Raw genomic sequence first — 25,956 nt, 5'->3', positions numbered from 1 at the left:
TGCCGCTGCTAGCTTCTGCTGTCTTTAAAAATAGTGGCTAGTGATTTAAATAGGAGGTGAAAAGTAAATAAATCAATGCTTTGAAGTTTTTAGAATAAAAAATGTGATGTGGTACATCGGTACGACAAAGGAACAACACAAACAAAGAATGATCTTAAAACGGGTTTTAAGATCAGTCGAAAAGGAAATTGATTCTAATGAAAAAGCTTATTTTAACGGTACAAAAAAGCATGCTGGCTGCGGCAGTTTTAACGGCTATGTCCTCTGCTTATTCGGGAACTGAGAGTGCTGAAATTGCACAGCTTAGACAAGAAGTACAAGAATTGCGCGCCATGCTGCAACAATATGTAAAGCAACCTGTTTCTTCTCAATCGACGGCTCAAGTCGCGGTTGCTGCTTCGCCACAAGTAACTGAAACACAAGCCCCAAAATTGAACATCAGCAAAGGTGGGGCTGAAGTGAATTTATATGGTTATATCCGTGCTGATGCCTCGTATCAGGCCAAAGGTGCATCGACCATGTATAACAATATCAGTGGCGTACCACTAGAACATACTGCCGAGGAAGCTCAGCAAAAAGACCGCTTGCATTCAACCGTCAACGTCACCCGTTTAGGTTTGAATTTTAAAACACCGACGGCAGCAGGCGATGTTGGCGGCAAGCTAGAAATGGATTTCTTTGGTGGCAGTACACGCGATCAATTCCGTATTCGTCATGCCTATTTAACCTTTGATAAATGGTTGATTGGTCAGACTTGGTCCACTTTTATTGCGCCTGAATATTATCCAGAAACCATTGATGCTGGAACCTATGTGGGTGGTGCATTACAACGCTCTCCGCTGGTTCGATATAGCGATAATTTATCAGCCAACACCAGTTTTGCTGTCGCGATTGAAGACCCTAAATATACCGCAACCTCTGACCCTGATAATGAAATGCGTTTGCCTGCTTTAGTTGGGAGATTGAACCATAAATTTGCCAATGGTTCACTGTTATCAGGTCGTACTTTTATGGCCGAGAAAAAGACCAGCAATGACGAAGAATGGGCATGGGGTGTAGGATTCGGTGGTAAATATCAGTTAACGCCACAAACCTTCTTAAAAGCTGACTATTACCATGTCAAAGGTGATGGTCGCTTCCTGCTTTGGACCAATAATAGCTATGTAATTGATGATAAAAATCATATTCAGAGCAATGAGTTCGATACCATTTCCGCAGGCTTGACCCATCAGTTTAATTCGAAGCTTCGTTCCACCTTGGGTTATGGTTATATGAAAGCCAAGGATGAAAATACTTTCGCTGAAATTCAAAAAAATAATGCGACTCAAAACAAGGAGCTTTGGCAGGGCTGGATCAATGCCATGTACAACCCGTATAAACCAATTACCTTGGGGGTGGAATATGTCTATGGCGAGCGCGAAACCTTTGATGGACGTAACGGGATTGATAACCGCTTCAATATGATGGCGAGTTACGATTTTTAATCAAGACCTTGAATAATCTGTTTTTTCTTTAGGGTGCAGTATGTCGTTTTAAAAATGAACAAGAATTTATCTCATAGAGGAGATGATTAAATGGCAACATCGACGTTGAATGTCAATGCAATTATTGACCAAGCAAAATTTACCCCTTTTCACTGGAGCATTTTGCTTTGGTGCTTACTGATTATTATTTTTGACGGTTATGACCTAGTTATTTATGGTGTGGTTTTACCTGTATTGATGCAGGAGTGGTCACTCACTGCGGTGCAGGCAGGTATGCTGGCCAGTACTGCCTTATGTGGCATGATGTTTGGTGCCATGCTATTCGGGGCTTTGGCAGATAAAATTGGTCGCAAAAAAGTGATCTTGATCTGCGTGACTTTTTTTAGCGGTTTTACTTTCTGGGGCGCTTTTGCATCGACGCCTTTTGAGTTTGGTATTTTACGGTTTTTAGCGGGTTTAGGCATTGGTGGGGTGATGCCGAATCTGGTAGCTTTGACCTCTGAATATGCACCGAAACGGATACGCAGCACTTTAGTTGGCAGTATGTTTAGTGGCTATGCCATTGGTGGAATTATTTCGGCATTGTTGGGCAGTTATTTAGTCGAAAGCCAAGGTTGGCAAATCATGTTCTTGATTGCCGGTATTCCATTGTTGTTGCTACCGATTTTATGGAAGTTCTTACCTGAGTCATTGACCTTTTTGGTGAAAAGCGGCAAGACCGAGCAAGCCCATGCCATTATTCAGAAAATTGCACCAGAACAGGTATTCAGCAGTGAGACGCGTTTATGCTTGAATGAGGATCATCTGGATACAGGCAGTTCTGCCAAAGCCTTATTTCAACACGGTCGTGCATTAAGTACCTTGATGTTCTGGCTATTATTCTTTATGTGTTTGTTGATGGTCTATGCATTGAGTAGTTGGTTGCCAAAATTGATGCTGGCAGCAGGCTATTCATTGGGTAAAAGTATTTTATTCTTGCTGGCACTGAATGTTGGGGCCATGATTGGGGCAATTTTTGGTGGCATACTTTCAGATAAATTCCACTTAAAGCCTGTGATTTTAACTATGTTTGTAGCAGGGGTATTTGCCTTGGTCGGGCTAGGCTATAACTCCCCAGCCTATATTTTATATGGTTTGGTGACGATTGCAGGGGCTGCAACCATTGGTACATCTATCTTACTTTATAGTTATGTGGCGCAATACTATCCATTGAGTGTGCGCTCGACAGGCATTGGTTGTGCGTCTGCGGTTGGAAGAATTGGTGCCATCGTTGGACCGATTTTAACAGGGATGCTACTGACCTTAGGCTTACCGCATAAGTTGAACTTTGTCATGATTGCCATCCCAGCGATTATTGCGATTTTTGCGGTGTTGGTGCTGAAACGGCATGAGTCGGATAGTGGCAGTAGGAGTACGGTCAATCCAGCAACAGATATCGCTGAAACAGGCGAAGCATAGCAATACATCATTAATTATAAAACAAAGTCGATGGGCCTAGTTCATCGACTTTGAAACCACTTTATCTTCGAGTACAACCTTCACGGTGATGCTTTGTGGACTGATCGTCACCCGAAACAAGAAAAGTAATCGAGCAGTAATGCTCCATCTAAACTTATCCAATATCATGATAAGAGCTATGCTTTGACGGTTAGTCCTTATTGTTTTTATAAGAGAAATAGGAGCAACCTGCACACGAGAGCATAATGATGGCAATACCCAGAATTTGATAAGGATTAAGATGCTCATTCAAGATCAGCCAACCTGCAAGGGCACTGACGGCAGGAGAGGCACTTAGTAAAATTCCAAACACTTTGGGTTCTAGTTTTTTCATTGCAAAAATATCTAACAAGAATGGAATGGTACTGGAAAGTAGCGACACTAAAACACAGAGCAGTAAAATCCAATAAGAATGAAATAGCTGATTCAGATCAGAAATGCCAAAGGGCAGCGCAAATAAAGTTGCGACCAACATGCCAATTGCCACTGTATTGCTGCCGCCTTTTGCGACTTTCGTACCGTAAATGATATACATGCCCCAACAGAATGCTGCGGCAAGCGCATAAAACATGCCGATATAACTAAAATTCTGATTGGCATTGCCTAGCGGTAACAGCATTAGCCCCACAAACGACAAAGCACCCCATAGTAAATCCTGCCTCTGCTTTGACATCAAAATGGCAACGGTGAGTGGACCCAAGACTTCAATTGAAATAGCAATACCAATCGATAAATGGGAAAAAGCCTTATAGATCAAAAGATTCATTAAACTCAGAATCAGTCCATAAATGATCAGATTTTTCCAATCCATCTGGCTGTTGACGTTGCGCCAAGGTTTGAAAATCATCCATAACAATAAGGCTGAGAAACTTAAACGAATCAATGCAACCCCTTCGGCACCAAAGATCGGAAATAGAGTTTTGGCAATCGCTGCCCCAATTTGTACCGAGGCAAGCGATAGGCATGCTGCGGCTAAGGCAAATTCTTGCTTATTGTGTACAGAATGAATCATGTTGGTGACCAATGGATTGATCATGAGATTTTAGTTCTAGAATGATGATTAAATAGTGCTTATTGATTGAAGTGGATGAGTAATTCACTCTATTATCGAAGAAAGATGAGGAATTAATTCATGGCAGAAATTTCACTCGATCATTTTGACTATGCAATTTTAAGAATATTGCAGCAGGACAATAAGACCTCACATCGTCAGATTTCTGAACAAATTGGATTGTCTCAGGCATCGGTACAACGGCGTATTGTTCGAATGGAACAGGAGTCGATCATTGAAAAAAATTGTGCGGTACTGAATCCAAAGCGTTTTGGGGAAAAAGTGACATCAATTATTGAGGTCCGTTTAAGTGAAGATCGCTCAATCGTAATGGATCGAGCAAAGCAATACTTTGCGGCAGTTGAAGAAATCCAGCAATGCTATTTCGTCAATGGTGGTGTGTCTTTTATCATGATTATGATCTCCAATAACTTATCTCACTTTGAAGCTTCAGTAAGAAAGCATTTTGCAGATAATCAGGATGTAAAAACCTATCGGACTTTAATTGTTTTAGATCGGGTCAAAGTCAGTTTAGATCTTTGTTTTTAATTCGGATTGAACTGCTGATTCAGTTTCACTTGGTTGAGGTGTGAATCCATACAAGGGGTGTTGCCTAGACCTTCTAAACCAAGTGCTGTTCTACTGCAATCAACGGCTCTGGGGAAAAGCTAAACATCATTTTCAATCGAGCATTGACCTAAAATACTAAAAGCAAAAGTCATGTCCTGTTCTTGAACACAGGCAAATCCTAGCAATATACCCGATTGAATGGGGGTATCGACACCTGAATAATATTGTGACAATGGGTGAACATTGATCCCTGCGAGAAAGTGCGAGTGCAGAGATTGCAACACTATTGGCATGATCAGCTAATTTAAGCACCAGATGCAGCCCAGTATCATGATTAAACTCATATAAAAACAGATCTCGGATATAACGGCAAAATGGAGTAAATAGTGCGGATGCTTTTTTAATTTAGTACTTACATTGTTTTTATTGAAATTCTTGAGGATGTTATGGGTGGGATATTATTATAGTTTATGAGGTTTTTATTTAGGCCTGATTATGTCTACTAATTTTTTATAATTAAATTTTAATCTATATGATATTTTTATATTTGATGGATTGTCTTTGTGTGTTCACATCTTAATTTTGGTTTGGAGTTTGGAGCGTTTTTGATATATGAATAAAGACTATATTGTTAATTTATTAGGTTTTTTGTGTTCACTCAGTTGGTTGAGTTTTTAATATAATAACTCTTTTGTTTTGAGAGTTGATAGTGAAGAAGTGGGTTTGCAAGAAATGTGGTTTGTATAAGCGAATTGTTCCAAGCAATATTAAATTAGGTCGGAAAGTTTTCTTTATACAAAAGGAAGCTGATAATATGGGTAAAGTAACTGAAATAATATATAAGGGTTCAGTTGTAAGCCGAAATGATGATGTCCTGATGATACTAAGTAATGGTCTTTTATTTACAGTTAAAGATACTGATGTTTATCCGGAAGATGCGCCAGTGTATTTTGTGTATAATATGTTTGGGGTTTGTGAGTGCTAATTGTTTAATGTAATGGAGTTTTGGTTGGGTTGTAATTGTGAAAATTTATAAAAATTAAAATAAAAAATATTGTTGGTGGTCTATATTTGTTTTGAGATTAATTCATTATTTTATAAAAATAAAAACTAATAATATTTATCTTAATAAGTAATGGTGCACTTTAAAGTGGTTGTAATCATAGTTGGAAAATTATGATCTTTAATTTAATTAATATTTAAGTTTTTTCGTTTAAGCTATATTCAATAGAAAAATAAAATCTATTTGATAGAGGGTGTCGCATATAAAATTCTCAAAATCTTACTCACTGTTACTATTGAGGAAGGCTTCACTCAGAAAAATTGATACTCGTAGACATTTACCGTACACCTTTGACTGTAATGCTCAATAGCCAAGCTTACAGAAATAACATTCATACAGTTCCATATGCTAGTAAAATGTGGGCTGATTATTACAACAGTTATGAATCAAGTTCAGATTGAAGCCTGCCAAATAGGGGCATTCAAGGTCATTTGGCTATTCAAAAAATCGTAAAAAAGGTACTAAGCCACTGTGTTGTCTAAAAATGGTTAGATGATCAAAACAGAATATTTTAGGAAGAAAACAATGGATTTAAAGGATAAAACCATCATTATTACAGGTGCTTCAAGTGGGATCGGAGAACAAGCTGCCATACAACTGGCGCAAGCAGGTGCTATAGTTTGCCTCATTGCACGTCGGCTAGATGAGCTGCAACGCATTCAAAGTAGCATTCAGGCACAAGGTGGGCGAGTTTCTATTTATCCAGCTGATTTGACCCAGCTAGATCAAGCGCAAAGCTGTATCACTCAGATTTTATCAGATCATAAGCGAGTGGATGTTTTAGTCAATAATGCAGCCCGTTCCATTCGCCGTCCGATTCTTGAATCGATTGATCGTCTGCATGACTATACGCGTACCATGCAGATTAATTATTTTGCAGCAGTGAATTTGACGCTGGGTTTATTGCCACATTTCTTAGCCAATGGTGCAGGGCATATTGTCAATATCTCGACCATGTCTACTCAAGTGCCAATTCCGTTGTTCTCGGCTTATCTGGCCAGTAAATCTGCACTCGAGTCCTTTTCCCGTTCATTATCCATGGAACTCAAAGGCAAAGGCATTGACGTCAGTATTGTGTATTTTCCAATGGTCAGAACACCAATGTCATCCAAGACCGCAATCTACAAACACATGAAAATGTTGGATACACCTGCTGCTGCAGGTTGGATTGTAAAAGCGATTCAAGAAAAATCCTATCGTGTCAGCAGTAAAACAGGTTTGGTTGCCAATGCTGTATTGAATACCGTACCCACATGGATGATGAATTTGTCACGTCCTTTGTTTGATGCGATGGATAAACGTTTAAAAAATAAATTAAAGACAGATCAAGCCTGATGATTGAAGTCTGAAAATCTAAAAAAGCAGCAAAAGCTGCTTTTTTGTTATCCCTTAATAGATAAATTGAGAAATCTTATCTGCACTTTGAATCACTGTATCTGCAATTTCATTTCTAAAATAATGTTCATCATAACTGCCTAAAGGACAACTCACAGATAACACAGCTGCCATTTTATGAGTAGATTGTTTAAAAATTGGTGCAGCACATGCCGCCATATCATGATTGTAATGCCCCCAACTGACCATAGAGCGTTGTGTTTTGACAAAACTGAGGCGTTGTAACAGCTCCTTGAGGTTTTTAGGTGTAAGTTCTGAGAATGTATCCCATTGATTAAAGTTTTTATAACGGTCACGAATTTCAGTTTCGCTGAGATCGGCCAACATCATTTGTCCAATCACGGTGGCGTGTGCAGGCCAACGTGTGCCTAAACCAATATTGCTGGTAAATGTGCCATTCGATTGAATGTTGTTGATAAAGACAATATACGTGCCTTCCAAGATGGATAAATGCACCGCCAGTTGGGTTTGATCACGCAGTTCTTTCATCAATGGTGTGGCTAAATCTAATAAGGACTGTTTCGACAAACTATTAAAGCCAAGTTCCATCACTTTTGAATCGAGTGCATAGGTCTTTTGTGAAGCTTTACGTAGAAAACCACAAGACTCCAAAGTATAGATAAGTCGAAATGCACTAGACCGGTTGACATCGAGAACTTCGGCAATCTCGGTAATGGTCATTTCTTGGGTTTGTTGATTAAAGGCTTGCAAAATTGCCAAGCCACGCACTAAGCCAGGGACTAAATAGCGATCATCATTTTTTGTGAGTTCAGATTCTTGAGAGTCTGTTTCAATGCTTGAATTCATCAGTTTAATTTTCCTACAAAAAACGCAAATCATAAAAATTTAATTTTCTTAGGATTCTATTCTAACTGTAAAGCATAATGAAAAGATAGTTTTATATATAAAACAAAATTTCCCAAGTAAAACGTAAAAGAATGTGTAATAAATATCAAATATATGAATTTAAACAAAATATAGTGTTTGACATAAAAAACAGCATAGGAGTATTCTTTATTAAAGTTTGTTATATCAAATATTGTTTTATATATAAAACAAATGAGGATGCAAGGATGAGTTGGATCTCAGTTTGTCAGCAAGACGACGTTACCGAAGACGAGCCGAAAGCCATAGAAGTCGATGGTAAGAAAATTGGCGTATTTTTCATCGATGATAATTACTTTGCCATCGAGAATGTTTGCCCACATGCCTTTGCCTTATTAACAGAAGGCTTTATTGAAGATCAAACCGTGGAATGTCCGTTACATGAGGCCATTTTTGATATTCAAACAGGTGAGTTGAAAAGTGGACCAGGATGTCGTGACCTATGTACCTATCCAGTACGTGTTGAAGGGCAGGACGTTCAAATTCAACTATAAGTCTTATTTATAAGGATGGAATCTCATGGAAACATTTAATAAGAAGCTAGCGAACTGGATTCATGCCACGCCAGCGACTGAAGCAGGGATTAACAATATTCAGATACCAGGTCAAGCTGAGCTTCTGGTTTGGCAGACACGGTATAAAGCGCCAACGGTCTATGAGCAAGATTTTGTTCAGTACTTAATTAAAGCCTTTGCAGCAGGTGTAACAGAACTTGGTGATTTAGTGCAGTCTTTAAATCAACAAGGCTTCCGTTGTGAATCTGGTGAGCTTTGGACTTCTGAAACTTTTTCAGAAGAAATGCAACGTTTAGGTTATTAATTCAAGGAAGAATAGTGATGAACGCAGCAGTATCAGTGGCACCGAGTGTAGAAGAATATTTAGATTTAGGTTTACGTGATCAGTGGCATCCAGTGTTAGCAAGCTGGGAAGTCGCGGCGAATCCAGTCGGTATTACCCGTTTAGGTGAAAATATCGTGGTTTGGCGTGATGCGGAAGGTCAGGTGCATGCTTTAGAAGATCGCTGCCCGCATCGTGGCGCACGTCTTTCTTTAGGTTGGAATCTGGGCAATCGTGTGGCTTGCTGGTATCACGGTGTCGAAGTCCGTCATGATGGCGTGGTGGAAGATGTGCCTGCGGTACATGATTGTCCAATGAAAGGCAGCTCATGTGTAAAAAGTTATCCAGTGATTGAGCAACATGGTGCGATTTTTATGTGGTTTGGCATTGATGCCAATGAAACACCTAAACCTCTTGACTTTCCAGAACAATTGGCAAGTGAAGAGTGGAGCTCATTTTTATGTCAGGCGGACTGGAAAGTAAATCATCAGTACGCAATCGATAATGTGATGGACCCGATGCACGGTAGTTATTTGCATTGCACATCACACTCAATGGCAGAGGGTGATCGTACTGCGGAAATGAAACACCGTTCAACTTCAAATGGCTTTATTTTTGAAAAAGAAGGTCAAGTCGGTGTCAATTTTGACTGGGTTGAATATGCCAATACAGGTGCAAGCTGGCTACGTCTTTCGATTCCGTATCGTAAGGATTTTGGCCCAGGTGGCGAGTTCTGGATTGTTGGTTATGCAACGCCAATTGATGAGAAAAATACCCGTGTGTTCTTCTGGCGCTGTCGTAAAGTTAGTGGCTGGCAACGTAATGTTTGGCGTTTCCTTTACCGTAACCATTTAGAAAAATTGCACTGGGATGTGTTGGAGCAAGATCGGATTATTTTAGAACATCTTGCACCAAACGCACGTCAACACGAATTCCTCTATCAGCATGATGTCGGTCTATCTCGTTTACGCCGCTTAATGAAAAAAGAAGCGGAAAAACAGTTAAAGAAAATTGCAGCACTCAATAGCTCAAACCGTATTGAAATGCAGGAAGAAGTTCATGGTTAATGTCGCATTGTTGCAGGGTAAAAAAGTCCTTGTCACAGGTGCGGCAAGAGGCTTGGGACGAGACTTTGCTCAGGCTATTGCAGAATCAGGTGCGCATGTGGTGATGGCTGATATTTTGTCTGATTTGGTGCAAAAAGAGGCAACTACCTTACAGGCACAAGGCTTAAAAGTTGATGCAGTAACCATTGACCTTGCAAATGCGAACTCAATTGAACAGGCGGTTCAACAGGCTGCTGAGCATTTAGGTGGGATCGATGGGTTAGTGAATTGTGCTGCACTTGCAACCAATGTGGGTGGTAAAAGCATGATGGATTATGACGAGGAGCTGTGGGATCGCGTCATGAACATTAATGTGAAAGGCACGTGGTTGGTGACCAAGGCATGTGTACCTTATCTCAAGGAGTCGCATACAGGCAAGATCATCAACGTCGCTTCAGATACCGCCTTATGGGGTGCACCGAATCTTATCGCCTATGTGGCAAGCAAAGGCGCGTTGACTGCAATGACGCGTTCGATGGCAAGGGAACTTGGGCCATTCAATATCTGTATTAACACGTTGTCACCAGGATTAACTTTGGTTGAAGCAACTGCTTATGTGCCACAAGAACGCCATGATTTATATGTGAATGGTCGTGCGATTCAACGTCAGCAATTACCACAGGATTTGAACGGAACAGCCCTTTATTTATTGTCGGATTTGTCCTCGTTTGTGACAGGACAAAATATCCCAGTAAATGGTGGTTTTGTCTTTAATTAAGGAGTGATCTCATGATTACAGGGATTGAGATTTTAAAGTTTGGTGTTGAAGACAGAGCTGCTTCGAATAAGTTCTTGGCAGATTTTGGTCTCAAGCAAAGCCAGTCGGATATTGAAGGGACTGATCTTTACCAGACACAAAATGGCAGCAAGATCTATTTATTTGATTGCGATGATGTTCGCTTACCTAAAGCAATCGAGTCAGGTTCAACGCTACGTGAAGTGACTTGGGGGCTAGATGATGCGGCACAAGATTTGGAAAATTTAGCACTCCGTCTGAATGATGTAGAGGGTTATCAAGCCACTACGGATATGGTGCAGTGCATAGATCCGAATGGTATGACCATCCGTTTTCAAAAGAGTTTTACGCAAGAGCTGCCGGCTTTGCAAACCGAAGGCATTAATCAATACGGCAATGTGCAACGAGTCAATGCAGCAAGTCCTGTATATGAAAAAGGACAACCTGTTGCGATTGGTCATGTGGTGTTTTTTACCCCAGATTTAGCAAAGACGGAACAGTTCTATATCGAAAAACTGGGTTTCTTCTTATCTGATGCTTATCGCAATCGTGGAGCATTCTTACGCTGTCGTGGTAAAGGCTTTCATCATGACCTGTTCTTGCTTTCAGTACCCAATAAACCTGCTGGGCTCAATCACGTGGCATTCGTGGTGCGTGATATCCATGAGGTGATTGGTGGTGGATTGCATATGAACCGTTCTGATTGGTCAACCTTTATTGGTCCAGGGCGTCATCCGATTTCTTCAGCTTACTTCTGGTATGTCAATTCACCGCTCGGTGGTGCGTTTGAGTATTACACCAATGATGATTATCTCACCGAAGAATGGCAGCCACGCATCGAAGAACATCGTCTGGAACTCTTTACAGAATGGGCGATTGAAGGTGGTTTAGATGATCATACTCGTCGTCAAGTCAAACCTGCATAAGTACAGATCAGCAGGGAGAATAAGCTATGGACAGAATCGTAATTGTTGGTGCAGGACAAGCAGCGGGTTGGGCAGTCAGTACTTTGCGCCAAAATGGATATTTAGGTGAAATTCATGTGATCTCCAATGAAGATCGTGTGTTTTACGAACGCCCACCCTTGTCAAAACAAGTGCTTTCAAAAGAAGCCACTTATGAAAGCCTACATCTGTTTTCTCCAGAGCAGGTGCAGGATTTTAATATCCAATGGTACAAGCCAGCAGTTGCTACTCAGGTTGATCGCCAGCAGAAGCAGGTAGTTTTGGAAGGTGGTCAGGTTTTACCGTATGACAAATTGTTGATCGCAACAGGTAGCCGCGCCCGTGTTCCTGTGAATACGTGGCAGTTTATTCCCAATGTGGTGACTTTACGTAATGTTCAGGACTGTGAGCGTTTAGCGGAAATCTTACAGCATTCGCAAAAGTTAGCAGTGATTGGTGGTGGTTGGATTGGTTTGGAAATTGCGGCGACGGCACGTAAACAAGGCAAAGAGGTTCATGTTTTTGAATATGGTGATCGCCTATGTGCACGTAGCGTCAGTCCTGACGTATCTGCTTTTCTAAAAAGCATGCATGAGCAGCAGGGTACCCAAATTCATTTGGACAGTAAGAATCTGCATTTGATTGAAGCGGGTCAGCAAAAAGTTGAAGTGGTCAATCACCCCAATGTGAGTGAGTTATTTGACTGTGTCGTGGTTGGGGCTGGTGCTGATATTGCCAAAGAGCTTGGTGTTAATGCGGGCTTGGACGTCAAGGATGGCATTGTGGTGAATGGTTTTGGTCAAACTTCTGATCAGGATATTTATGCCGCAGGTGATGTTGCAATTCATCCCGGGCTTGGCTATTGCATCCAGTCATGGGCCAATGCACAGAATCAGGCGATCGCCGCAGCAAAATCGATGTTAGGTATTGAAACCGAATATACCGATATTCCTTGGTTATGGTCAGATCAGTATCACTTTAATATTCAGATATTAGGCACCTATCAAGCTGAAAAAACCGAGCAGATCGTGGTTCGTAAAAGCGCAGATGATCAATGCAGTTATTTGTACTTAGATGATCAAAACCGTTTACTCAACATGATTGCTATTAATGATTCAAAACTGGTCAAGCTGGCAAAGCGTTGGATGCAGTCCAATACCGAGTTAGACCCAAAACTATTAGCAGACCCTGAATTTAATGTAATGAAATTAAAACCATAAACCTTAGGGTCTGTTGTCTCAAGTATCTATGAAATGTCAACAGACCCTAGATCCGGTTCATGACTCAATCGAAGGAATGAAGTATGAGTAATGAAGAGAAAAGTGGATTAAAGCATTGGGTTCCTGCTTTCGTCCTGATGGTATGTGTCGTTCTGGCATTCTTCGACAAAATTAGTATCGCAGTGTTATTTGCTGACCCGCACTTCCAAGGTGCCATGGGAATTGCGGAAGACAAGGCAAAACTCGGATGGCTGATGACCAGCTTCTTGTTGGCTTATGGTTTCTCTTCGGTATTTTTGAGCTTCTTGGGCGATATTTTTAACCCGAAGAAAATGCTGTTTTGGAGCGTCGCATCATGGGGTTTGCTCATGTTTTGTATGGGTTTTACCACCAACTATACAGGCATGTTGATCTTGCGCGTTTTGCTTGGTCTGGCTGAGGGACCATTGTTTGCACTGGCCTATGCCATTGTGAAGCAAACCTATACCGACCACCAGCAAGCACGAGCTTCGACCATGTTCTTATTAGGAACCCCGATCGGTGCATTCCTTGGTTTTCCAATTACCGCAGCAGTCTTGGCAAAGCATGATTGGCATACCACATTCTTTGTGATGGCAGGTTTAACAGTCATTGCATTACTTGCGATTGCATTTGGTTTACGTCATTTACAACTTAAGAAAACCATTGAATTGGAATCGACCAGCAAACGCGTCAATTTCAAAGGGCACATTCATAACACCAAGGTACTACTACAGAACCGCGCATTTTGGTTGGTGTGTATTTTCAATATTGCCTTGATGACCTATCTATGGGGTTTAAATAGCTGGGTACCTTCTTATTTGATTCAGGACAAGGGCTTTAACCTGAAAGAGTTCGGTGTTTATTCCAGCTTGCCATTCATTGCCATGCTGATTGGTGAAGTGATTGGTGCTTTCCTTTCGGACAAGTTAGGTCGCCGTGCGATTCAGGTCTTCAGTGGCTTATTGGTGGCAGGCATCTTTATGTATGTCATGGTCATTATGACTGACCCGATTCTCGTGATCGCGGCAATGTCTTTAAGCGCAATGGCTTGGGGCTTTGGTGTCGCAGCAGTATTCGCTTTACTTGCCCGTGTAACAACTGCCGATGTTGGTGCAACTGCGGGTGGAATTTTCAACGGGATGGGGAATTTTGCCAGTGCAATTGCACCTGTTCTGATCGGTTATATCGTGATGCAAACACATAGTTTTAATTTAGGAATTACCTTCCTGGCAGCCATCGCTGTGATTGGATCGTTCTTCTTGCTTCCTTTATTGAAACGTTATTAATCAAACTATTGAACAAAAGCCTAGGAGTTAAAACATGACTACTCAACAATTCGAATCATGGACACAACCTGAAGGTACAAATTTACAAGACTGGTTGAATACACGAATCGCACGCTTTGAAACACGTAAATATGATTTCGATGCTTTGAAGTTCCAAGCGGACTACGACCCGAAATATCGTCGTGCACAAATGCGTTATATGGGTACTGGTGCGACTGGTGTAGTCAATGATGGTAATACGGTTCCAGCAGAAAACTTTACCTTCTCAACCATGGTTTTACCTGCACAGTGTGAAGGACCTTTGCATATTCATCACGATGTAGAAGAAGTGTTTTTCATGTTACGTGGCGAGATTGACCTGTTCATTGAACATAACGGTGAAAAGTTCGAGACCAGACTGAAAGAGCGTGATCTGATTTCGATTCCACCGGGTATTTATCGTGGCTTATTTAATCCAGGTCAGGAAGATGCCTTGATGTGTGTGATGTTGGGTGCAGGAAAACCGACTATTCCGAACTATCCGCCTGAGCATCCATTGTCGCAAATCAAACGTTAATTCGAATGATTTAAGCCAAATAAAAGGAATGAAATGATGACACTGATTGAGCGCTTAGCCATATACCCAGTCAAAACTATTGCAGTAAATGGTCAGATGCAAGCCTATCGTGAGGCAGGTCAAGGCCAACCGCTGATTTTATTGCATGGGATTAGCTCGGGTTCTGCTTCTTGGATCAATCAGCTAGAGACACTTGGTCAGCATTTCCATGTGATTGCTTGGGATGCACCTGGTTATGGCTTATCCGATGGTTTAAACACAGATCAACCCAATGCAGCCGATTATGCGGAGCGAGTATTGGGATTGATGGATGCATTGAACATTGCAAAAGCCGTTGTAATTGGTCATTCATTGGGTGCCTTACAGGCCAGTGCGGTTGCCCATCTTTATCCTGAACGGGTACAGACTTTAGTGCTTGCCAACGTAGCACAAGGCTACCAACGTTCCGATGAAGATACCAAAGCACAGGTCTATCAAAAACGCCCAGATATGTTGAAAAGCTTAGGCAATGCAGGCATGGCTGCCAGCCGTGGACCGCATTTGATTTATAAACAAGACCCTCAGGCACTGGCTTTGGTCAGTGAGGTGATGGGGCAACTAACATTAGATGGTTTTACCCGAGCATCTTATGTGTTGGCCTATGACGAAATTCGAAATTATTTAACAGAACTGACTGTTCCGTGTGTGGTGATTGCGGGTAACAAGGATGGAATTACACCTGCACAAGCGATCAAGGAGCTTGCTGTAGAAATGCAATTGAGCCGATGTCATCTCATTACAGATGCAGGTCATTTGAGTTATGTCGATCAACCTGAACAGTTTAACGACATTGTTCTATCGGCACATTAAGACTTAAACGAGAGATATGGATATGAGCTTCCAAGTTGAAGGAAAAGTAGCAGTTGTCACAGGTGGCTCGTCAGGCATTGGTTTGGCTGCAGTCGAAATTTTAGTTGCAGAAGGTGCCAAGGTGGCATGGTGCGGTCGAGATGAGCAACGTCTAGCTTCATCAAAACTATATATTTTAGAAAAATATCCGCATGCCAATATCTTCACCAGTATCTGCAATGTTTTGGATAAAGAAGATGTAAAACGCTTTGCACAACAGGTAAACCAAAATCTGGGCAATGTCGACATGCTGATCAATAACGCAGGTCAGGGGCGTGTGTCTAATTTTGAAAATACCCAAGATGAAGACTGGATGAAAGAAATTGAACTGAAGTATTTCAGTGTATTACATCCAGTACGGGCATTTTTAAACGATTTAAAACATTCGGCATGCGGGTCGATTACCAATGTCAATTCTTTGCTGGCACTGCAACCTGAACCACACATGATCGCAACTTCATCTGCACGTGCAGCATTGCTGAATCTAACCCATTCACTGGCACATGAATTTACCCAGTACGGTGTTCGTGTCAATTCAATTCTTTTGGGCATGGTGGAATCAGCACAATGGAAACGCCGTTTTGAAACCCGTTCTGATCCAAATGCAACATGGGAACAGTGGACAGGCAATATCGCCAAAAACCGTGGCATTCCAATGCAACGTCTAGGCAAGCCAGAAGAACCAGCACGTGCCTTGGTGTTCTTGGCATCACCTTTAGCTTCGTATACCACAGCTTCGACACTCGATGTCTCTGGTGGATTTAACAAACATTTATAAGGTGTTCACATGAAACAGTTGATGATGATTGGTTTCGGTGCGATGGCGGCAGAAGTGTATGCCCACATGCCTCAAGACCTGCAACTTAAATGGATTGTGGTACCTGCTCGCAGTATCGAAAAAGTACAGGCGCAGGTTGCTGCTGATGTACAGGTGATTTCTTCAATTGATGAATGTCAGGGGACACCTGACTACGTGATTGAAGTGGCAGGCCAGGCTGCGGTGAAAGAACACGCGCAAAAAGTTCTCGAAAAAGGCTGGACCATTGGCCTGATTTCAGTGGGCACGTTGGCGGATAACGAATTTTTAATTCAACTGAAATCAACCGCAGAACAACACGATGCGCATTTGCACCTTTTAGCGGGTGCAATTGCAGGGATTGATGGTATCTCTGCGGCCAAAGAAGGTGGTCTGGAAAAGGTTACTTATAAGGGCTGCAAAAGTCCAAAAAGCTGGCGTGGCAGTTATGCGGAACAATTGGTTGACCTTGATCAGGTTAGCGAAGCTACGGTTTTTTTCCGTGGTACAGCCAGAGAAGCAGCTTTGAAGTTTCCAGCCAATGCCAATGTAGCAGCCACGATTGCACTGGCAGGATTGGGTATGGATGACACCATGGTTGAGCTGACGGTTGATCCGAGCATCAACAAAAACAAGCACACCATTGTGGCAGAAGGTGTATTCGGTGAAATGACAATCGAGTTGGTGGGTGTGCCATTGGCGAGTAACCCGAAAACCTCAACCTTGGCTGCATTAAGTGTGATTCGCGCTTGCCGCAATAGTGTTGAAGCAATTCAGATTTAAAAGGATTTGATCATGGTAAAGGAAATTTATATCGCTGGTGAATGGCGATTAGGCAAAGGTGCTACGATTCAAAGTTTATTTCCAGCAGATCAATCGGTGAATGCGGAAATTTCAACGGCGAGTTTAGACGATGTCAATGAAGCCATTGAAAAGGCAGATGCGGCTTGGCGTAAGGCGGAGTGGCGCAACAGCATGCCACATGAACGTGCCCGTATTTTATATAAAGTGGCCGACATTATTGAAGCGCGTGTGGATGAGCTTTCAAAGCTGCAAACCCGTGATAATGGCAAGCCGTTGGCTGAAACCCGTGCCTTGACCATGAGTGCAGCAGCAACAGCGCGCTATGTGGCAGCAGCGTGTGAAACCTTGAATGATGAGTTGACCACGCAGCGTGCCGCAGATTTTATGACCATGAGTGTGCATGAACCTGTGGGTGTGGTGGCTGCAATTACCCCGTGGAATTCACCGATTGCCAGTGAGGTACAGAAATTAGCACCTGCACTTGCGGGTGGTAATGCGGTGATTCTAAAACCAGCAGAAGTCACTTCTTTGATTGCGTTGGAACTTGCAAAAATCTTTGAAGAAGCAGGCCTACCGAAAGGTTTGCTCAGTGTATTGGTCGGACGAGGTTCGGTGATTGGTGATGCGATCGTGAAGCATCCTCTGGTGCGTAAGATTTCATTTACGGGTGGGACGACCACTGGTCGTCATCTGGCACATTTAGCAGCTGACAAACTGATCACCACATCTTTAGAGCTTGGTGGAAAGTCTCCAACGATTGTGTTGCCAGATGCAGATATCGAATTGGCAGCGAAAGGTGTGGCTTACGGCATCTTTAGTTCGGCTGGACAAGCCTGTATTGCAGGCTCACGTCTATTCGTGCACAGCAGCATCTATGATCAATTTCTAAGTCGTTTGGTTGAGATCACCAAAGGCTTGCGTGTTGGACATCCTGAAACTGCGGGTGTACATCTCGGTTCTTTGATTAACCCGAAGCATTTGGCTTCTGTAGATGACTATGTACAGCTCGCGAAACAAGAAGGTGGACAAGTCCTTGTGGGTGGTCATGCTTTAACCGAAGGTGAGTTTGCCAAAGGGAGTTATTACTTGCCAACCATTATCACGGGTTTAAGTAATTCAGCACAAACCTGTCAGGAAGAGATTTTTGGCCCTGTGCTGGTGGTGATGAAATATGACGATGAACAAGACTTGCTTGCACAAGCCAATGACAGTTGTTTTGGTCTTGCGGCAGGCATCTGGACTGAAAACTATCGTAAGGCATGGCAAATCGCCCGTGCTTTAGAAGTCGGTACGGTCTGGATCAATACCTATAAGAAGTTCTCTATTTCAGCACCATTTGGTGGTTTTAAAGAAAGTGGGATCGGGCGTGAAAAAGGTCGATTAGGCATTTTGTCTTATATGCAACAAAAAAGCATCTATATGGGATTAAGCGAGCAGCCAAATCCTTGGGCGAATTAATACATTCATGGAATGAACAGTTTTTGAGGAATATACAAATGACAGAACGTGTAAATGTCGGCGAAGCCATCGCCCGTGTTTTAGAAGCACATCAAGTAGACAGTATGTATGGGGTGATCTCAATCCATAACTTACCAATTGCCGATGCAGTGGGTCGCCGTGAAAAAATCCGTTTTGTAGCGGCACGCGGTGAAGCGGGCGCGGTCACGATGGCAGATGGTCACTCACGCTTTAAAGGACTCGGTGTGGCGCTTACCAGTACTGGCGCGGGTTCAGGTAATGCAGTCGGTTCACTGATCGAGGCAATGAATGCAGGCAGTCCAGTGTTGCATTTAACTGGACAGGTGGAGCGTGAATACTTGGATCGTGATGCCAGTTTTATTCATGAAACCAAAGATCAGCTCACCTTCTTACGTGCATCAAGCAAGGCAGCATTTCGTATTACCAGCCCTGACAATGCAGTGGGTGTGATTCGTGAAGCGATTCGTGTAGCCACTACAGTACCGATGGGACCAGTCAGTGTTGAGTTACCGATTGATGTGCAAGCAGCCGAAATCGATTTGCCGCTGAACTTAGGTCCAGTAAAAGCCCTTGAATTACCACAAGCTGAACAGGTCGAAGTCGACTTAATCGTTGAAGAACTGAAGAAAGCCAAACGTCCTGTATTCTGGATTGGTGGCGGTACCTTGAATAGCGTTGCGGAAGTCAAAGCCATTGCTGATCTTGGGATTCCTGTAGTGTCATCAACACATGCACGTGGCGTGTTGGCAGATGATCATCCTCGTAGTTTAGGTGCATTCCATAACTCGGCTGGCGTTGAGCAGTTACTTAAAGAGGCTGATCTATTGGTAGTGGTGGGTTCGCGTTTACGTAGTAATGAAACCAAGACCTATTCAGTGCAGTTCCCTGACAATATTATCCAGATTGATGCCAATCCTGTAGCACAACAACGTAATTACAAAGTTCGTAACTTTATTTGTGGTGATGCCAAAGATGTGTTGCAACGCGTATTGACGGGCTTGCAAGGTATCTCAAAAGTCGATACGGAATATGATGCAGCGATGGTGAAGGCAAAACAGGCTGCGATTGATGCGCTTCGTATCCAGTTGGATCAATACGCTTTAATCTGCGATCACTTACGTGCCGCATTACCACAAGACGGTATTTTTGTACGCGACATTACTATGTCTGGCAGTACATGGGGCAGCCGTTTATTCCCAGTACAGGCACCAAACCAGAATATTCATTCTCTAGCAGGTGCAATTGGTCTAGGTCTGGCAACGGCGATTGGTGCATCGATTGCCAATCCAGACAAGAAAGTCATTGGCTTGGTCGGTGATGGCGGTTTGATGTTAGGCATTGGTGAAATCGCAACCATGGCACAGGAAAATACCAATATGGTGCTGATGATCATGAATGACGGTGGCTATGGCGTGATGCGTGGCATTCAAAAGAATTACTTCGGTGGTCGCCAGTATTTCAATGAATTGCATACCCCCGACTATAAGGTTCTAGGTGAAGCAATGGGTGTGAAAAGTTGGAAAGTGGGCAGTGCCGATGAATTCAAGACCGTGATTCAAGAAGCTGTTGATTTTCAAGGGCCAAGTGTGATCGAGCTGGATATGCATTCAATTGGGCCATTAAACTTTGCTGGTCCACCACAGAAAAAATTGTACTAATCCCCCTGAGCATTGGCAGTCCGTGCTGATGTGAAGACCGTTTTATGAGCAAATTTTTTTGCTCATAAAACGATAAAAACTATGTTTTATAGGTAAAACAAAAAACTAGCCAACAGGATCGTTGGAATGAAAGCAAAGGAAGTAAATATGAAAAAGACATCAATGGTCGCGATGCTTGCTGTATTTTATTTGGGTACCACATCCCATGTTTTTGCACAAAGCTCAGCACTAGAATGGAAAAGTGAAGACGGAACGGATTCGGTAAAACTCGGTGGCGTGGTGCGACTCAACCAACGTTATGAAAATTGGGAAGGGCCCAATGGCGGTTTTGGTAAACTTTATTTTGATATTTTCAGGGTAGATCTAAAAGGTAAATTTGACGACGCTTATTTTAATGCCAGTTATCTGTTTCAGGATCAAGAGAAACGCTCGATTGAGAAAGCTTATGTCGGCTATAAGCTTGATCAAAATAATAGTATCGAAGCTGGTCTGGTGTATAAACCTTTTGCAATTTATCCTTATCCACAAAATGGCTGGACCTATCATATTCCTTTTTTCTTGGGCTACGGCAACAACATTGCGCCAGGTTTGAACTGGAATTTTAATAACAAGGATTGGGATATTAAACTGGGTTATTATCCGCAAATGCTAGATACCAGTCTGCGTTACTCACCTGAAAGTGCCACCTATGATGATTTGGCCGATAATGCGTTTCCCACCCAAAAAGCCTATCAAAATGAAAAGCGTCATCAATTTAACACACGTATTGTACGTAAGTTAGAAACTGATTTTGGTAAGCAAGAATTTGGTGTGTCAGGAGCTATTGCACAATTGCATAATAAAACCACCGATAAAAATGGCCAATATTATGCAGTCGGTTTGCACAGTGATAATAATTACAAACGCTTTAATCTACAAAGCTCAGTGATTCATTATCAATATGATGCTAAAAACCCTGAGGGTGTCAGCAATGATGTTACCTTGATGGGGAATAATGGCTTTACACCTGCTTATTTCATTGCTTCGGAAGCCACAGTTGCCAGTTTAAACCTCGCTTATACCTTGCCTGTGCAGGACATGGGCAAACTCAAAGCCATCCGTTTTTATAATGATTATAGTTATATGGACAAGAAACGTGATGACTGGTCGGCTTCACAAATGAATACCACAGGGATGATGTTTATTGCTTCGCCGTTTATGGTGTGGGCTGATTATACCTGGGGTAAAAACTCCAATATTATTGGCGGGGCTTCCAATGCGACAGGTTATACCTCAACGGTTTCACCCTATAGCGATCAATGGTTATACCGCATTAATTTAAATATTGGCTTTAGTTTCTAAATTTCACAACAGCGTTCATCTTTGTCATGCTGAACGCTGCTAACTTGACTCGGTTTGTGACAGATCAAAACGCTGTTGCAGTACAGCAGTCATACGTTGCAGTAATTTTGAGATGAGACCCTCTTTGTCCCATGCATAGATTGAAACAGTCATGCTGGGTGCCTTGCCTAAAGGAAGGTATTCACGAACCCGATGACCTTTAGTTGTTGCTACAGGCAATAGCGATAAACCTAAACCTGTTTGGACACCAACCAATACACTTGCCAAGCTATTACTGGTAAATGCGATATACCAATGTTTGCGTTCGCGCTCAATACGTTCAAACATTTCCTCACGGTACAGTCCTCCTTGTGGGAAGGTCACCAATGGGATCGGTTCAGACCATTGTTTGCTGTGATCGATGCTTTCAAACCATGCGATTTCTTCTGGAAATGTTGCATGGTGGTCAGAGCTTGCAGCCATTTCTTTGACAACCACAATATCAAACTGCCCACTGCGATAGCGTTCCATAAGATCACGGCTTAATCCAGCTGTCACATCTAGTCGGACGGTACGATTTTCCTTACTAAATGCGCTCAACGCCAAAGCCATGTCGGTATTCATTATATCTTCTGGCAAGCCGATTCGAATCGGAATGGTACCTGCTGGATCACCTAGAATATTTTCAGCCTCTTGTTGTAAGGCCAAAATCCGCCGTGCATAACTAATTAAATATTCACCTGAGCTTGTGAGTTGTAGGGGGCGTGCATTTCGATCAATCAATTGTTTGCCCACACACTCTTCTAATCTGGCGAGTTGCTGACTGACCGTGGATTGGGTCATATGCAAGCGTTCAGCAGCTAAGGTAAAGCTACCAGCTTCGAAAATAGTGACGAAGGCTCGGAGTAAGCGTGGATCGAACATAGAAAGCAACCCTTGAACACACGTGTGGTAAGCGATTTGAATCAGTTAACTATTCATTATCTTAATACATTTGATTAATTAATTTAATTTTTAAATATCAATAAATCTCATTATCCTAAGCGCAATTATTCATTCAATCCATTTTCATTTGTCAGGACGAATTCTTGGAGTTTGTATATGCACAAATCATTAATGTCAGCTGTATTTACACTAGCGGTGACGGCATGTAGTCATGCAACTTCGGGAGATCCTATGCAAGAAGATGCCTTACATACTGCTGCTGCGCGCAATGATGTGGCACAGATTCAACAATTAATCGCTAAAAATATTCAGATTGATGCACGTGATGCTTCAGGCTCAACCGCTTTAATGATCGCAACACGTGCTAACAATGTTCACGCTGCACAATTTCTGATTGATGCAGGTGCGGATGTCAATGCCAAAGATCGCATTCAAGACAGTCCTTATCTTTATGCTGGCGCGCGTGGCTATTTAAAAATATTGAATATGACTTTGCAGCATGGCGCTGATCTAAAAAGTACCAACCGCTATGGTGGTACAGCGTTGATTCCAGCCGCCGAACGAGGTCATGTGGATACTGTACGTAGGCTGATCGCAGCGGGTATCGATGTTGATCACATCAATAACTTAGGCTGGACGGCTCTATTGGAAGCGATCATTTTAGGTAATGGTACTCAACCGTATCAGCAGATTGTCGATTTACTGATTGCAGCGGGAGCCAATGTCAATATTGCTGATGGTGATGGAATTACACCGCTTGAACATGCACATGCTCGTGGCTATACACATATTGAGAAAGCATTATTAGCTGCAGGTGCGAAACCAAGATTTATGGAACATTAAGATGGAACAAGCAACAGATTTTCTACGTCAGACCATAGAATTGGCCTATCAAAATTGTCAGCAAGGAGGTCGTCCTTTTGCTGCGGTTGTCGTGAAAGATGGAACAGTTATTGCCACAGGTGTGAATGAGATTTTAAAAAGCAACGATCCTACAGCACATGCTGAGTTACTGGCAATCCGTGCTGCAAGCCAACGTTTGGGTACAGCCAATCTTGAAGGCTGTGTCATATTTGCCAGTGGGCAGCCTTGTCCGATGTGTATGGCAGCCATGCGTTTAGCTGGGATTCAGGCGGTGAGCTATGCACATTCGAATGAAGATGGTGAACCGTTTGGGTTATCAACAGCAGCGATTTATGCTGATCTTGCTAAACCCTTTGCAGAGCAGTCGATGAATATTCGCTATATTCCAGTCCGAATAGAAGAAAAACCAGATTTATATGCTTACTGGAAATCCATGACCTAAGCAGTGTGATAGAAAAGATGAATATGCAAAATAACCGAATATTTTTGGTGACAACGGTTGCCTTGGTTGGATTGAACCTTCGTCCATTTATGACCAGTGTTGGACCTGTTGCTAGTCAAATTCGGACAAGTACGGGTTTGAGTTTGCAAGGTATTGCATTATTAACTTTAGTGCCGATGCTGCTTATGGGGCTCGTTGCCTTTGTTGGTCCAGTTCTACAAAAGCTGCTTGGCGAACGTCGTGCCATTGTTGGGGCATTGATCCTGATTGGCTTGGGGTGTGGCTTACGTTTTGTTGCTGTAAATGGATGGGTTCTAATTTTAACCGCTGCCATCATTGGTTTTGGTGTCGCTGTTGTTCAAGCGGTTTTTCCAAGTTTGATTAAAAGAGAGTTTCGTGATCATCTCAGCCCAATGATGGGGCTGTACTCAGCCATGCTGATGGGTGGTGGGGCACTGGGAGCCGTGCTTGCCCCGATGGTGACCAGTATTAGTGGTGATTGGAAAGTTGGTCTTTCTATTTTTGTGTTACCTGCATTCCTTGCGTTGTTATTCGCAAGTTGTTTCCTGACCAAATCTGTATCTCCGCATAAAAAAATGCCGTCGGTGATATTGTTATTAAAACAGCCAAGAACATGGTTGCTGATCTGCTGTTTTGGTTTGATTAATGGAGGCTATAGCTCGATTGTTGCGTGGCTTGCACCTGCATTTCAAGTACATGGTTGGACTGCCACTGCGAGTGGGAATTTGATGGCTGCGCTAACACTTAGTCAGGCCAGTGCTGCGCTCGTTTTACCGTATTTATCGCGTAAAAACAAAGATCGTCGAATCTGGATGGGATTAACTCTAATTTTGCAACTGATTGGTTTTTCAGGCTTGGCTTTTTTTGCAGATGCTTTGCCTTACCTTTGGGCAATTACCGTAGGAGCGGGTTTAGGCGGATGCTTTGCTTTGTTGATGATCGTGGTACTCGACCATTTGCCTGATCCTGCACATGCGGGACAACTTTCAGCCTTAATGCAGGGTGGGGGATTTCTATTGGCTGCGATTGCACCTTGGTGGGTTGCAGTATTGCATGACATAACGGGAACTTATAATGCAGGATGGATTTGGCATTTAACTATGGTGGTGATTGTTGCTGGATTGATGATTCGACTCAATCCGCAGCATTATCATAAAGTGCTCCATTCTTAGTGGAACAGAATAATAAGAAAATTGTAGTCATTGAGTTTGATCATAAAAAACACATCTTTTGATGTGTTTTTTATTTTGCAGAATTGCAGCTTAAAGGATTTCAATATCCACATATTGCTGGATTAAATTGTCATCCAGCATATGCACATAATCAAGAAATGCCACATTAAAGCTCCCCACCGTTTGCGCATGCTCATAGGCAAGCTTACCTGCTATGGCAAAATGGATATGTGAGGCAAGTGCAGCAATGCTCGGATTGCTGACAGCATGATAGGCAGCGGTTAATGCACCTAAAGCACAACCTGTTGCGGTAATTTTTGGTTGTAAATAACAGCCACCATTGACTTTAATTATAGTGTCGAGTTGTTTGGAGATGATAAAGTCTGATTCACCAGAAATAGCAACGCATTCAGTATGCTGCAATAGGCTTTTTGCTTGCGTATAGACATCATGGCTATTCAAAGTACTATCCACGCCTTTAGACTGAATCTGACTGCCTGCTAAAGTACTGATTTCAGAAGCATTGCCACGAATAATATTGGGTTGAAACTTTAATAGTTGATTGACCGTTTCACTACGCCACTTTAACACTGCACCATAACCGACAGGGTCGAGTACCCAAGGTACCAGATGTTGTTGGGCAGTTTGAGCCGAAATTAACATGGCTTGAGTTTGTTCTGTCGTCGGTGTTCCAATATTGATACTTAAGGCAGCACTGATTTTGGTGAAGTCTTCAGCTTCAAATGGGTTATCAATCATGGCTGGCGAGGCGCCTGCTGCAAGTAAGATATTCGCCACATAATTGTTGGCAACGCTATTGGTCATGCATTGCACTAACGGTGTTTGTTGTTGTAAGGCACGCCAAGCGTCGATGACTTGATCAATCAGTTGTTGTTTGTGTGACATGGCACATCCT

General features: G+C 42.5%; 26 protein-coding genes and 1 pseudogene. 22 read left to right on the top strand and 5 right to left on the bottom strand.

Annotation, left to right across the window (positions count from 1 at the left end):
- Nucleotides 1–197: 197 nt before the first annotated feature.
- Both NDN11_RS11455 and NDN11_RS11450 read left to right on the top strand, forming a co-directional pair.
- Complete coding sequence (locus NDN11_RS11455; protein ID WP_251109692.1) at nucleotides 198–1,484, top strand: DcaP family trimeric outer membrane transporter; 1,287 nt, start codon at nucleotides 198–200, stop codon at nucleotides 1,482–1,484.
- A 90-nt stretch (nucleotides 1,485–1,574) separates the two neighbouring features.
- Nucleotides 1,575–2,942 carry an MFS transporter gene (locus NDN11_RS11450; RefSeq protein WP_251109691.1) on the top strand — a complete coding sequence of 456 codons (1,368 nt, stop codon included), beginning with the start codon at nucleotides 1,575–1,577 and terminating at the stop codon, nucleotides 2,940–2,942.
- Between the two features lie 190 nt (nucleotides 2,943–3,132).
- On the opposite strand, the gene NDN11_RS11445 is transcribed toward NDN11_RS11450, so the two are convergent.
- Entirely contained in the window at nucleotides 3,133–3,993 is an 861-nt protein-coding gene (locus NDN11_RS11445) for an EamA family transporter (RefSeq protein ID WP_251109690.1), read from the bottom strand.
- A gap of 120 nt (nucleotides 3,994–4,113) precedes the next feature.
- Between NDN11_RS11445 and NDN11_RS11440 the strand changes: the two genes are divergently transcribed.
- Nucleotides 4,114–4,581, top strand: a complete 468-nt coding sequence (locus tag NDN11_RS11440; protein WP_251109689.1) for an Lrp/AsnC family transcriptional regulator — start codon at nucleotides 4,114–4,116, stop codon at nucleotides 4,579–4,581.
- Nucleotides 4,582–4,680: 99 nt separating this feature from the next.
- Here NDN11_RS11440 and NDN11_RS11435 read toward each other — a convergent pair.
- Nucleotides 4,681–4,953 (bottom strand): annotated as a pseudogene (locus NDN11_RS11435) (MocR-like pyridoxine biosynthesis transcription factor PdxR); the annotation flags it as partial.
- 358 nt (nucleotides 4,954–5,311) lie between these two features.
- Here NDN11_RS11435 and NDN11_RS11430 point away from each other — a divergent pair.
- Together NDN11_RS11430 and NDN11_RS11425 are read left to right on the top strand one after the other, a co-directional pair.
- The gene (locus NDN11_RS11430) at nucleotides 5,312–5,587 is read left to right on the top strand and encodes a hypothetical protein (protein WP_167249343.1); all 276 of its coding nucleotides are present in this window, start codon (nucleotides 5,312–5,314) and stop codon (nucleotides 5,585–5,587) included.
- Nucleotides 5,588–6,190: 603 nt separating this feature from the next.
- Nucleotides 6,191–7,000 carry an SDR family NAD(P)-dependent oxidoreductase gene (locus NDN11_RS11425; RefSeq protein ID WP_251109688.1) on the top strand — a complete coding sequence of 270 codons (810 nt, stop codon included), beginning with the start codon at nucleotides 6,191–6,193 and terminating at the stop codon, nucleotides 6,998–7,000.
- A 54-nt stretch (nucleotides 7,001–7,054) separates the two neighbouring features.
- On the opposite strand, the gene NDN11_RS11420 is transcribed toward NDN11_RS11425, so the two are convergent.
- Complete coding sequence (locus tag NDN11_RS11420; protein WP_167249347.1) at nucleotides 7,055–7,867, bottom strand: IclR family transcriptional regulator; 813 nt, start codon at nucleotides 7,865–7,867, stop codon at nucleotides 7,055–7,057.
- 266 nt (nucleotides 7,868–8,133) lie between these two features.
- Between NDN11_RS11420 and NDN11_RS11415 the strand changes: the two genes are divergently transcribed.
- The 14 genes from NDN11_RS11415 to NDN11_RS11350 all read left to right on the top strand — a co-directional run bounded on the left by NDN11_RS11415 (nucleotide 8,134) and on the right by NDN11_RS11350 (nucleotide 21,617).
- Nucleotides 8,134–8,439, top strand: a complete 306-nt coding sequence (locus NDN11_RS11415) for a non-heme iron oxygenase ferredoxin subunit (RefSeq protein ID WP_167249349.1) — start codon at nucleotides 8,134–8,136, stop codon at nucleotides 8,437–8,439.
- A 25-nt stretch (nucleotides 8,440–8,464) separates the two neighbouring features.
- The gene (locus NDN11_RS11410; protein ID WP_167249351.1) at nucleotides 8,465–8,764 is read left to right on the top strand and encodes a recombinase-like helix-turn-helix domain-containing protein; all 300 of its coding nucleotides are present in this window, start codon (nucleotides 8,465–8,467) and stop codon (nucleotides 8,762–8,764) included.
- A gap of 17 nt (nucleotides 8,765–8,781) precedes the next feature.
- The gene (locus NDN11_RS11405; protein ID WP_167249353.1) at nucleotides 8,782–9,849 is read left to right on the top strand and encodes a Rieske 2Fe-2S domain-containing protein; all 1,068 of its coding nucleotides are present in this window, start codon (nucleotides 8,782–8,784) and stop codon (nucleotides 9,847–9,849) included.
- A complete protein-coding gene (locus NDN11_RS11400) occupies nucleotides 9,842–10,606 on the top strand; it encodes an SDR family oxidoreductase (RefSeq protein WP_251109687.1) in 765 nt (254 codons plus the stop codon). Before NDN11_RS11405 ends, NDN11_RS11400 begins: the two co-directional genes overlap by 8 nt.
- An 11-nt stretch (nucleotides 10,607–10,617) precedes the next feature.
- Entirely contained in the window at nucleotides 10,618–11,550 is a 933-nt protein-coding gene (locus NDN11_RS11395) for a VOC family protein (RefSeq protein ID WP_251109686.1), read from the top strand.
- A gap of 26 nt (nucleotides 11,551–11,576) precedes the next feature.
- Complete coding sequence (locus NDN11_RS11390) at nucleotides 11,577–12,788, top strand: NAD(P)/FAD-dependent oxidoreductase (protein WP_251109685.1); 1,212 nt, start codon at nucleotides 11,577–11,579, stop codon at nucleotides 12,786–12,788.
- Between the two features lie 83 nt (nucleotides 12,789–12,871).
- A complete protein-coding gene (locus tag NDN11_RS11385; protein ID WP_251109684.1) occupies nucleotides 12,872–14,095 on the top strand; it encodes an MFS transporter in 1,224 nt (407 codons plus the stop codon).
- Nucleotides 14,096–14,129: 34 nt separating this feature from the next.
- Nucleotides 14,130–14,651 (top strand): cupin domain-containing protein, encoded by a 522-nt coding sequence (locus NDN11_RS11380; RefSeq protein WP_004652930.1) that lies wholly within the window; start codon nucleotides 14,130–14,132, stop codon nucleotides 14,649–14,651.
- Between the two features lie 33 nt (nucleotides 14,652–14,684).
- Nucleotides 14,685–15,500 carry an alpha/beta fold hydrolase gene (locus tag NDN11_RS11375; RefSeq protein ID WP_251109683.1) on the top strand — a complete coding sequence of 272 codons (816 nt, stop codon included), beginning with the start codon at nucleotides 14,685–14,687 and terminating at the stop codon, nucleotides 15,498–15,500.
- A gap of 22 nt (nucleotides 15,501–15,522) precedes the next feature.
- Nucleotides 15,523–16,317 (top strand): SDR family oxidoreductase, encoded by a 795-nt coding sequence (locus NDN11_RS11370; RefSeq protein WP_167249365.1) that lies wholly within the window; start codon nucleotides 15,523–15,525, stop codon nucleotides 16,315–16,317.
- Nucleotides 16,318–16,326: 9 nt separating this feature from the next.
- Nucleotides 16,327–17,118 (top strand): aspartate dehydrogenase, encoded by a 792-nt coding sequence (locus tag NDN11_RS11365; protein WP_251109682.1) that lies wholly within the window; start codon nucleotides 16,327–16,329, stop codon nucleotides 17,116–17,118.
- Nucleotides 17,119–17,130: 12 nt separating this feature from the next.
- Complete coding sequence (locus tag NDN11_RS11360; RefSeq protein WP_005295293.1) at nucleotides 17,131–18,597, top strand: aldehyde dehydrogenase; 1,467 nt, start codon at nucleotides 17,131–17,133, stop codon at nucleotides 18,595–18,597.
- A gap of 38 nt (nucleotides 18,598–18,635) precedes the next feature.
- Nucleotides 18,636–20,276 (top strand): thiamine pyrophosphate-binding protein, encoded by a 1,641-nt coding sequence (locus tag NDN11_RS11355; RefSeq protein WP_251109681.1) that lies wholly within the window; start codon nucleotides 18,636–18,638, stop codon nucleotides 20,274–20,276.
- A 147-nt stretch (nucleotides 20,277–20,423) separates the two neighbouring features.
- Nucleotides 20,424–21,617: a hypothetical protein gene (locus NDN11_RS11350; RefSeq protein ID WP_251109680.1), complete on the top strand. Its 1,194-nt coding sequence runs from the start codon at nucleotides 20,424–20,426 to the stop codon at nucleotides 21,615–21,617.
- Nucleotides 21,618–21,656: 39 nt separating this feature from the next.
- Here NDN11_RS11350 and NDN11_RS11345 read toward each other — a convergent pair whose 3' ends face one another.
- Nucleotides 21,657–22,520, bottom strand: a complete 864-nt coding sequence (locus tag NDN11_RS11345; RefSeq protein WP_251109679.1) for a LysR family transcriptional regulator — start codon at nucleotides 22,518–22,520, stop codon at nucleotides 21,657–21,659.
- A gap of 177 nt (nucleotides 22,521–22,697) precedes the next feature.
- Here NDN11_RS11345 and NDN11_RS11340 point away from each other — a divergent pair, with 177 nt between their 5' ends.
- Genes NDN11_RS11340 through NDN11_RS11330 form a run of 3 tightly spaced genes read left to right on the top strand, consistent with a single transcriptional unit; the run spans nucleotide 22,698 to nucleotide 25,040 of the window.
- Nucleotides 22,698–23,384 (top strand): ankyrin repeat domain-containing protein, encoded by a 687-nt coding sequence (locus NDN11_RS11340; protein ID WP_251109678.1) that lies wholly within the window; start codon nucleotides 22,698–22,700, stop codon nucleotides 23,382–23,384.
- A 1-nt stretch (nucleotide 23,385) separates the two neighbouring features.
- The gene (locus NDN11_RS11335; protein ID WP_251109677.1) at nucleotides 23,386–23,847 is read left to right on the top strand and encodes a nucleoside deaminase; all 462 of its coding nucleotides are present in this window, start codon (nucleotides 23,386–23,388) and stop codon (nucleotides 23,845–23,847) included.
- Between the two features lie 23 nt (nucleotides 23,848–23,870).
- Entirely contained in the window at nucleotides 23,871–25,040 is a 1,170-nt protein-coding gene (locus NDN11_RS11330) for a cyanate transporter (protein WP_251111539.1), read from the top strand.
- A gap of 90 nt (nucleotides 25,041–25,130) precedes the next feature.
- Here the strand turns inward: NDN11_RS11330 and thiM are convergent, their stop codons facing one another.
- Nucleotides 25,131–25,946, bottom strand: coding sequence for a hydroxyethylthiazole kinase (gene thiM / locus NDN11_RS11325; RefSeq protein WP_251109676.1), 816 nt, complete (start codon nucleotides 25,944–25,946; stop codon nucleotides 25,131–25,133).
- Nucleotides 25,947–25,956 lie beyond the last annotated feature (10 nt).

Origin of the sequence: Acinetobacter sp. C26M (genome assembly GCF_023702675.1) — a bacterium.
Taxonomy (GTDB): domain Bacteria; phylum Pseudomonadota; class Gammaproteobacteria; order Pseudomonadales; family Moraxellaceae; genus Acinetobacter.
The sequence above is the reverse complement of the archived record's forward strand: the minus strand, read 5'-3'. Positions and strand labels throughout refer to the sequence as shown.

Excerpts from the sequence above, each read along its gene's own strand:
- NDN11_RS11455 (WP_251109692.1), top strand. The coding sequence starts at position 198 with ATGAAAAAGCTTATTTTAACGGTACAAAAAAGCATGCTGGCTGCGGCA.
- NDN11_RS11450 (WP_251109691.1), top strand. The coding sequence starts at position 1,575 with ATGGCAACATCGACGTTGAATGTCAATGCAATTATTGACCAAGCAAAA.
- NDN11_RS11445 (WP_251109690.1), bottom strand. The coding sequence starts at position 3,993 with ATGATTCATTCTGTACACAATAAGCAAGAATTTGCCTTAGCCGCAGCA.
- NDN11_RS11440 (WP_251109689.1), top strand. The coding sequence starts at position 4,114 with ATGGCAGAAATTTCACTCGATCATTTTGACTATGCAATTTTAAGAATA.
- NDN11_RS11425 (WP_251109688.1), top strand. The coding sequence starts at position 6,191 with ATGGATTTAAAGGATAAAACCATCATTATTACAGGTGCTTCAAGTGGG.
- NDN11_RS11420 (WP_167249347.1), bottom strand. The coding sequence starts at position 7,867 with ATGAATTCAAGCATTGAAACAGACTCTCAAGAATCTGAACTCACAAAA.
- NDN11_RS11415 (WP_167249349.1), top strand. The coding sequence starts at position 8,134 with ATGAGTTGGATCTCAGTTTGTCAGCAAGACGACGTTACCGAAGACGAG.
- NDN11_RS11410 (WP_167249351.1), top strand. The coding sequence starts at position 8,465 with ATGGAAACATTTAATAAGAAGCTAGCGAACTGGATTCATGCCACGCCA.
- NDN11_RS11405 (WP_167249353.1), top strand. The coding sequence starts at position 8,782 with ATGAACGCAGCAGTATCAGTGGCACCGAGTGTAGAAGAATATTTAGAT.
- NDN11_RS11400 (WP_251109687.1), top strand. The coding sequence starts at position 9,842 with ATGGTTAATGTCGCATTGTTGCAGGGTAAAAAAGTCCTTGTCACAGGT.
- NDN11_RS11395 (WP_251109686.1), top strand. The coding sequence starts at position 10,618 with ATGATTACAGGGATTGAGATTTTAAAGTTTGGTGTTGAAGACAGAGCT.
- NDN11_RS11390 (WP_251109685.1), top strand. The coding sequence starts at position 11,577 with ATGGACAGAATCGTAATTGTTGGTGCAGGACAAGCAGCGGGTTGGGCA.
- NDN11_RS11385 (WP_251109684.1), top strand. The coding sequence starts at position 12,872 with ATGAGTAATGAAGAGAAAAGTGGATTAAAGCATTGGGTTCCTGCTTTC.
- NDN11_RS11380 (WP_004652930.1), top strand. The coding sequence starts at position 14,130 with ATGACTACTCAACAATTCGAATCATGGACACAACCTGAAGGTACAAAT.
- NDN11_RS11375 (WP_251109683.1), top strand. The coding sequence starts at position 14,685 with ATGATGACACTGATTGAGCGCTTAGCCATATACCCAGTCAAAACTATT.
- NDN11_RS11370 (WP_167249365.1), top strand. The coding sequence starts at position 15,523 with ATGAGCTTCCAAGTTGAAGGAAAAGTAGCAGTTGTCACAGGTGGCTCG.
- NDN11_RS11365 (WP_251109682.1), top strand. The coding sequence starts at position 16,327 with ATGAAACAGTTGATGATGATTGGTTTCGGTGCGATGGCGGCAGAAGTG.
- NDN11_RS11360 (WP_005295293.1), top strand. The coding sequence starts at position 17,131 with ATGGTAAAGGAAATTTATATCGCTGGTGAATGGCGATTAGGCAAAGGT.
- NDN11_RS11355 (WP_251109681.1), top strand. The coding sequence starts at position 18,636 with ATGACAGAACGTGTAAATGTCGGCGAAGCCATCGCCCGTGTTTTAGAA.
- NDN11_RS11350 (WP_251109680.1), top strand. The coding sequence starts at position 20,424 with ATGAAAAAGACATCAATGGTCGCGATGCTTGCTGTATTTTATTTGGGT.
- NDN11_RS11345 (WP_251109679.1), bottom strand. The coding sequence starts at position 22,520 with ATGTTCGATCCACGCTTACTCCGAGCCTTCGTCACTATTTTCGAAGCT.
- NDN11_RS11340 (WP_251109678.1), top strand. The coding sequence starts at position 22,698 with ATGCACAAATCATTAATGTCAGCTGTATTTACACTAGCGGTGACGGCA.
- NDN11_RS11335 (WP_251109677.1), top strand. The coding sequence starts at position 23,386 with ATGGAACAAGCAACAGATTTTCTACGTCAGACCATAGAATTGGCCTAT.
- NDN11_RS11330 (WP_251111539.1), top strand. The coding sequence starts at position 23,871 with ATGCAAAATAACCGAATATTTTTGGTGACAACGGTTGCCTTGGTTGGA.
- thiM (WP_251109676.1), bottom strand. The coding sequence starts at position 25,946 with ATGTCACACAAACAACAACTGATTGATCAAGTCATCGACGCTTGGCGT.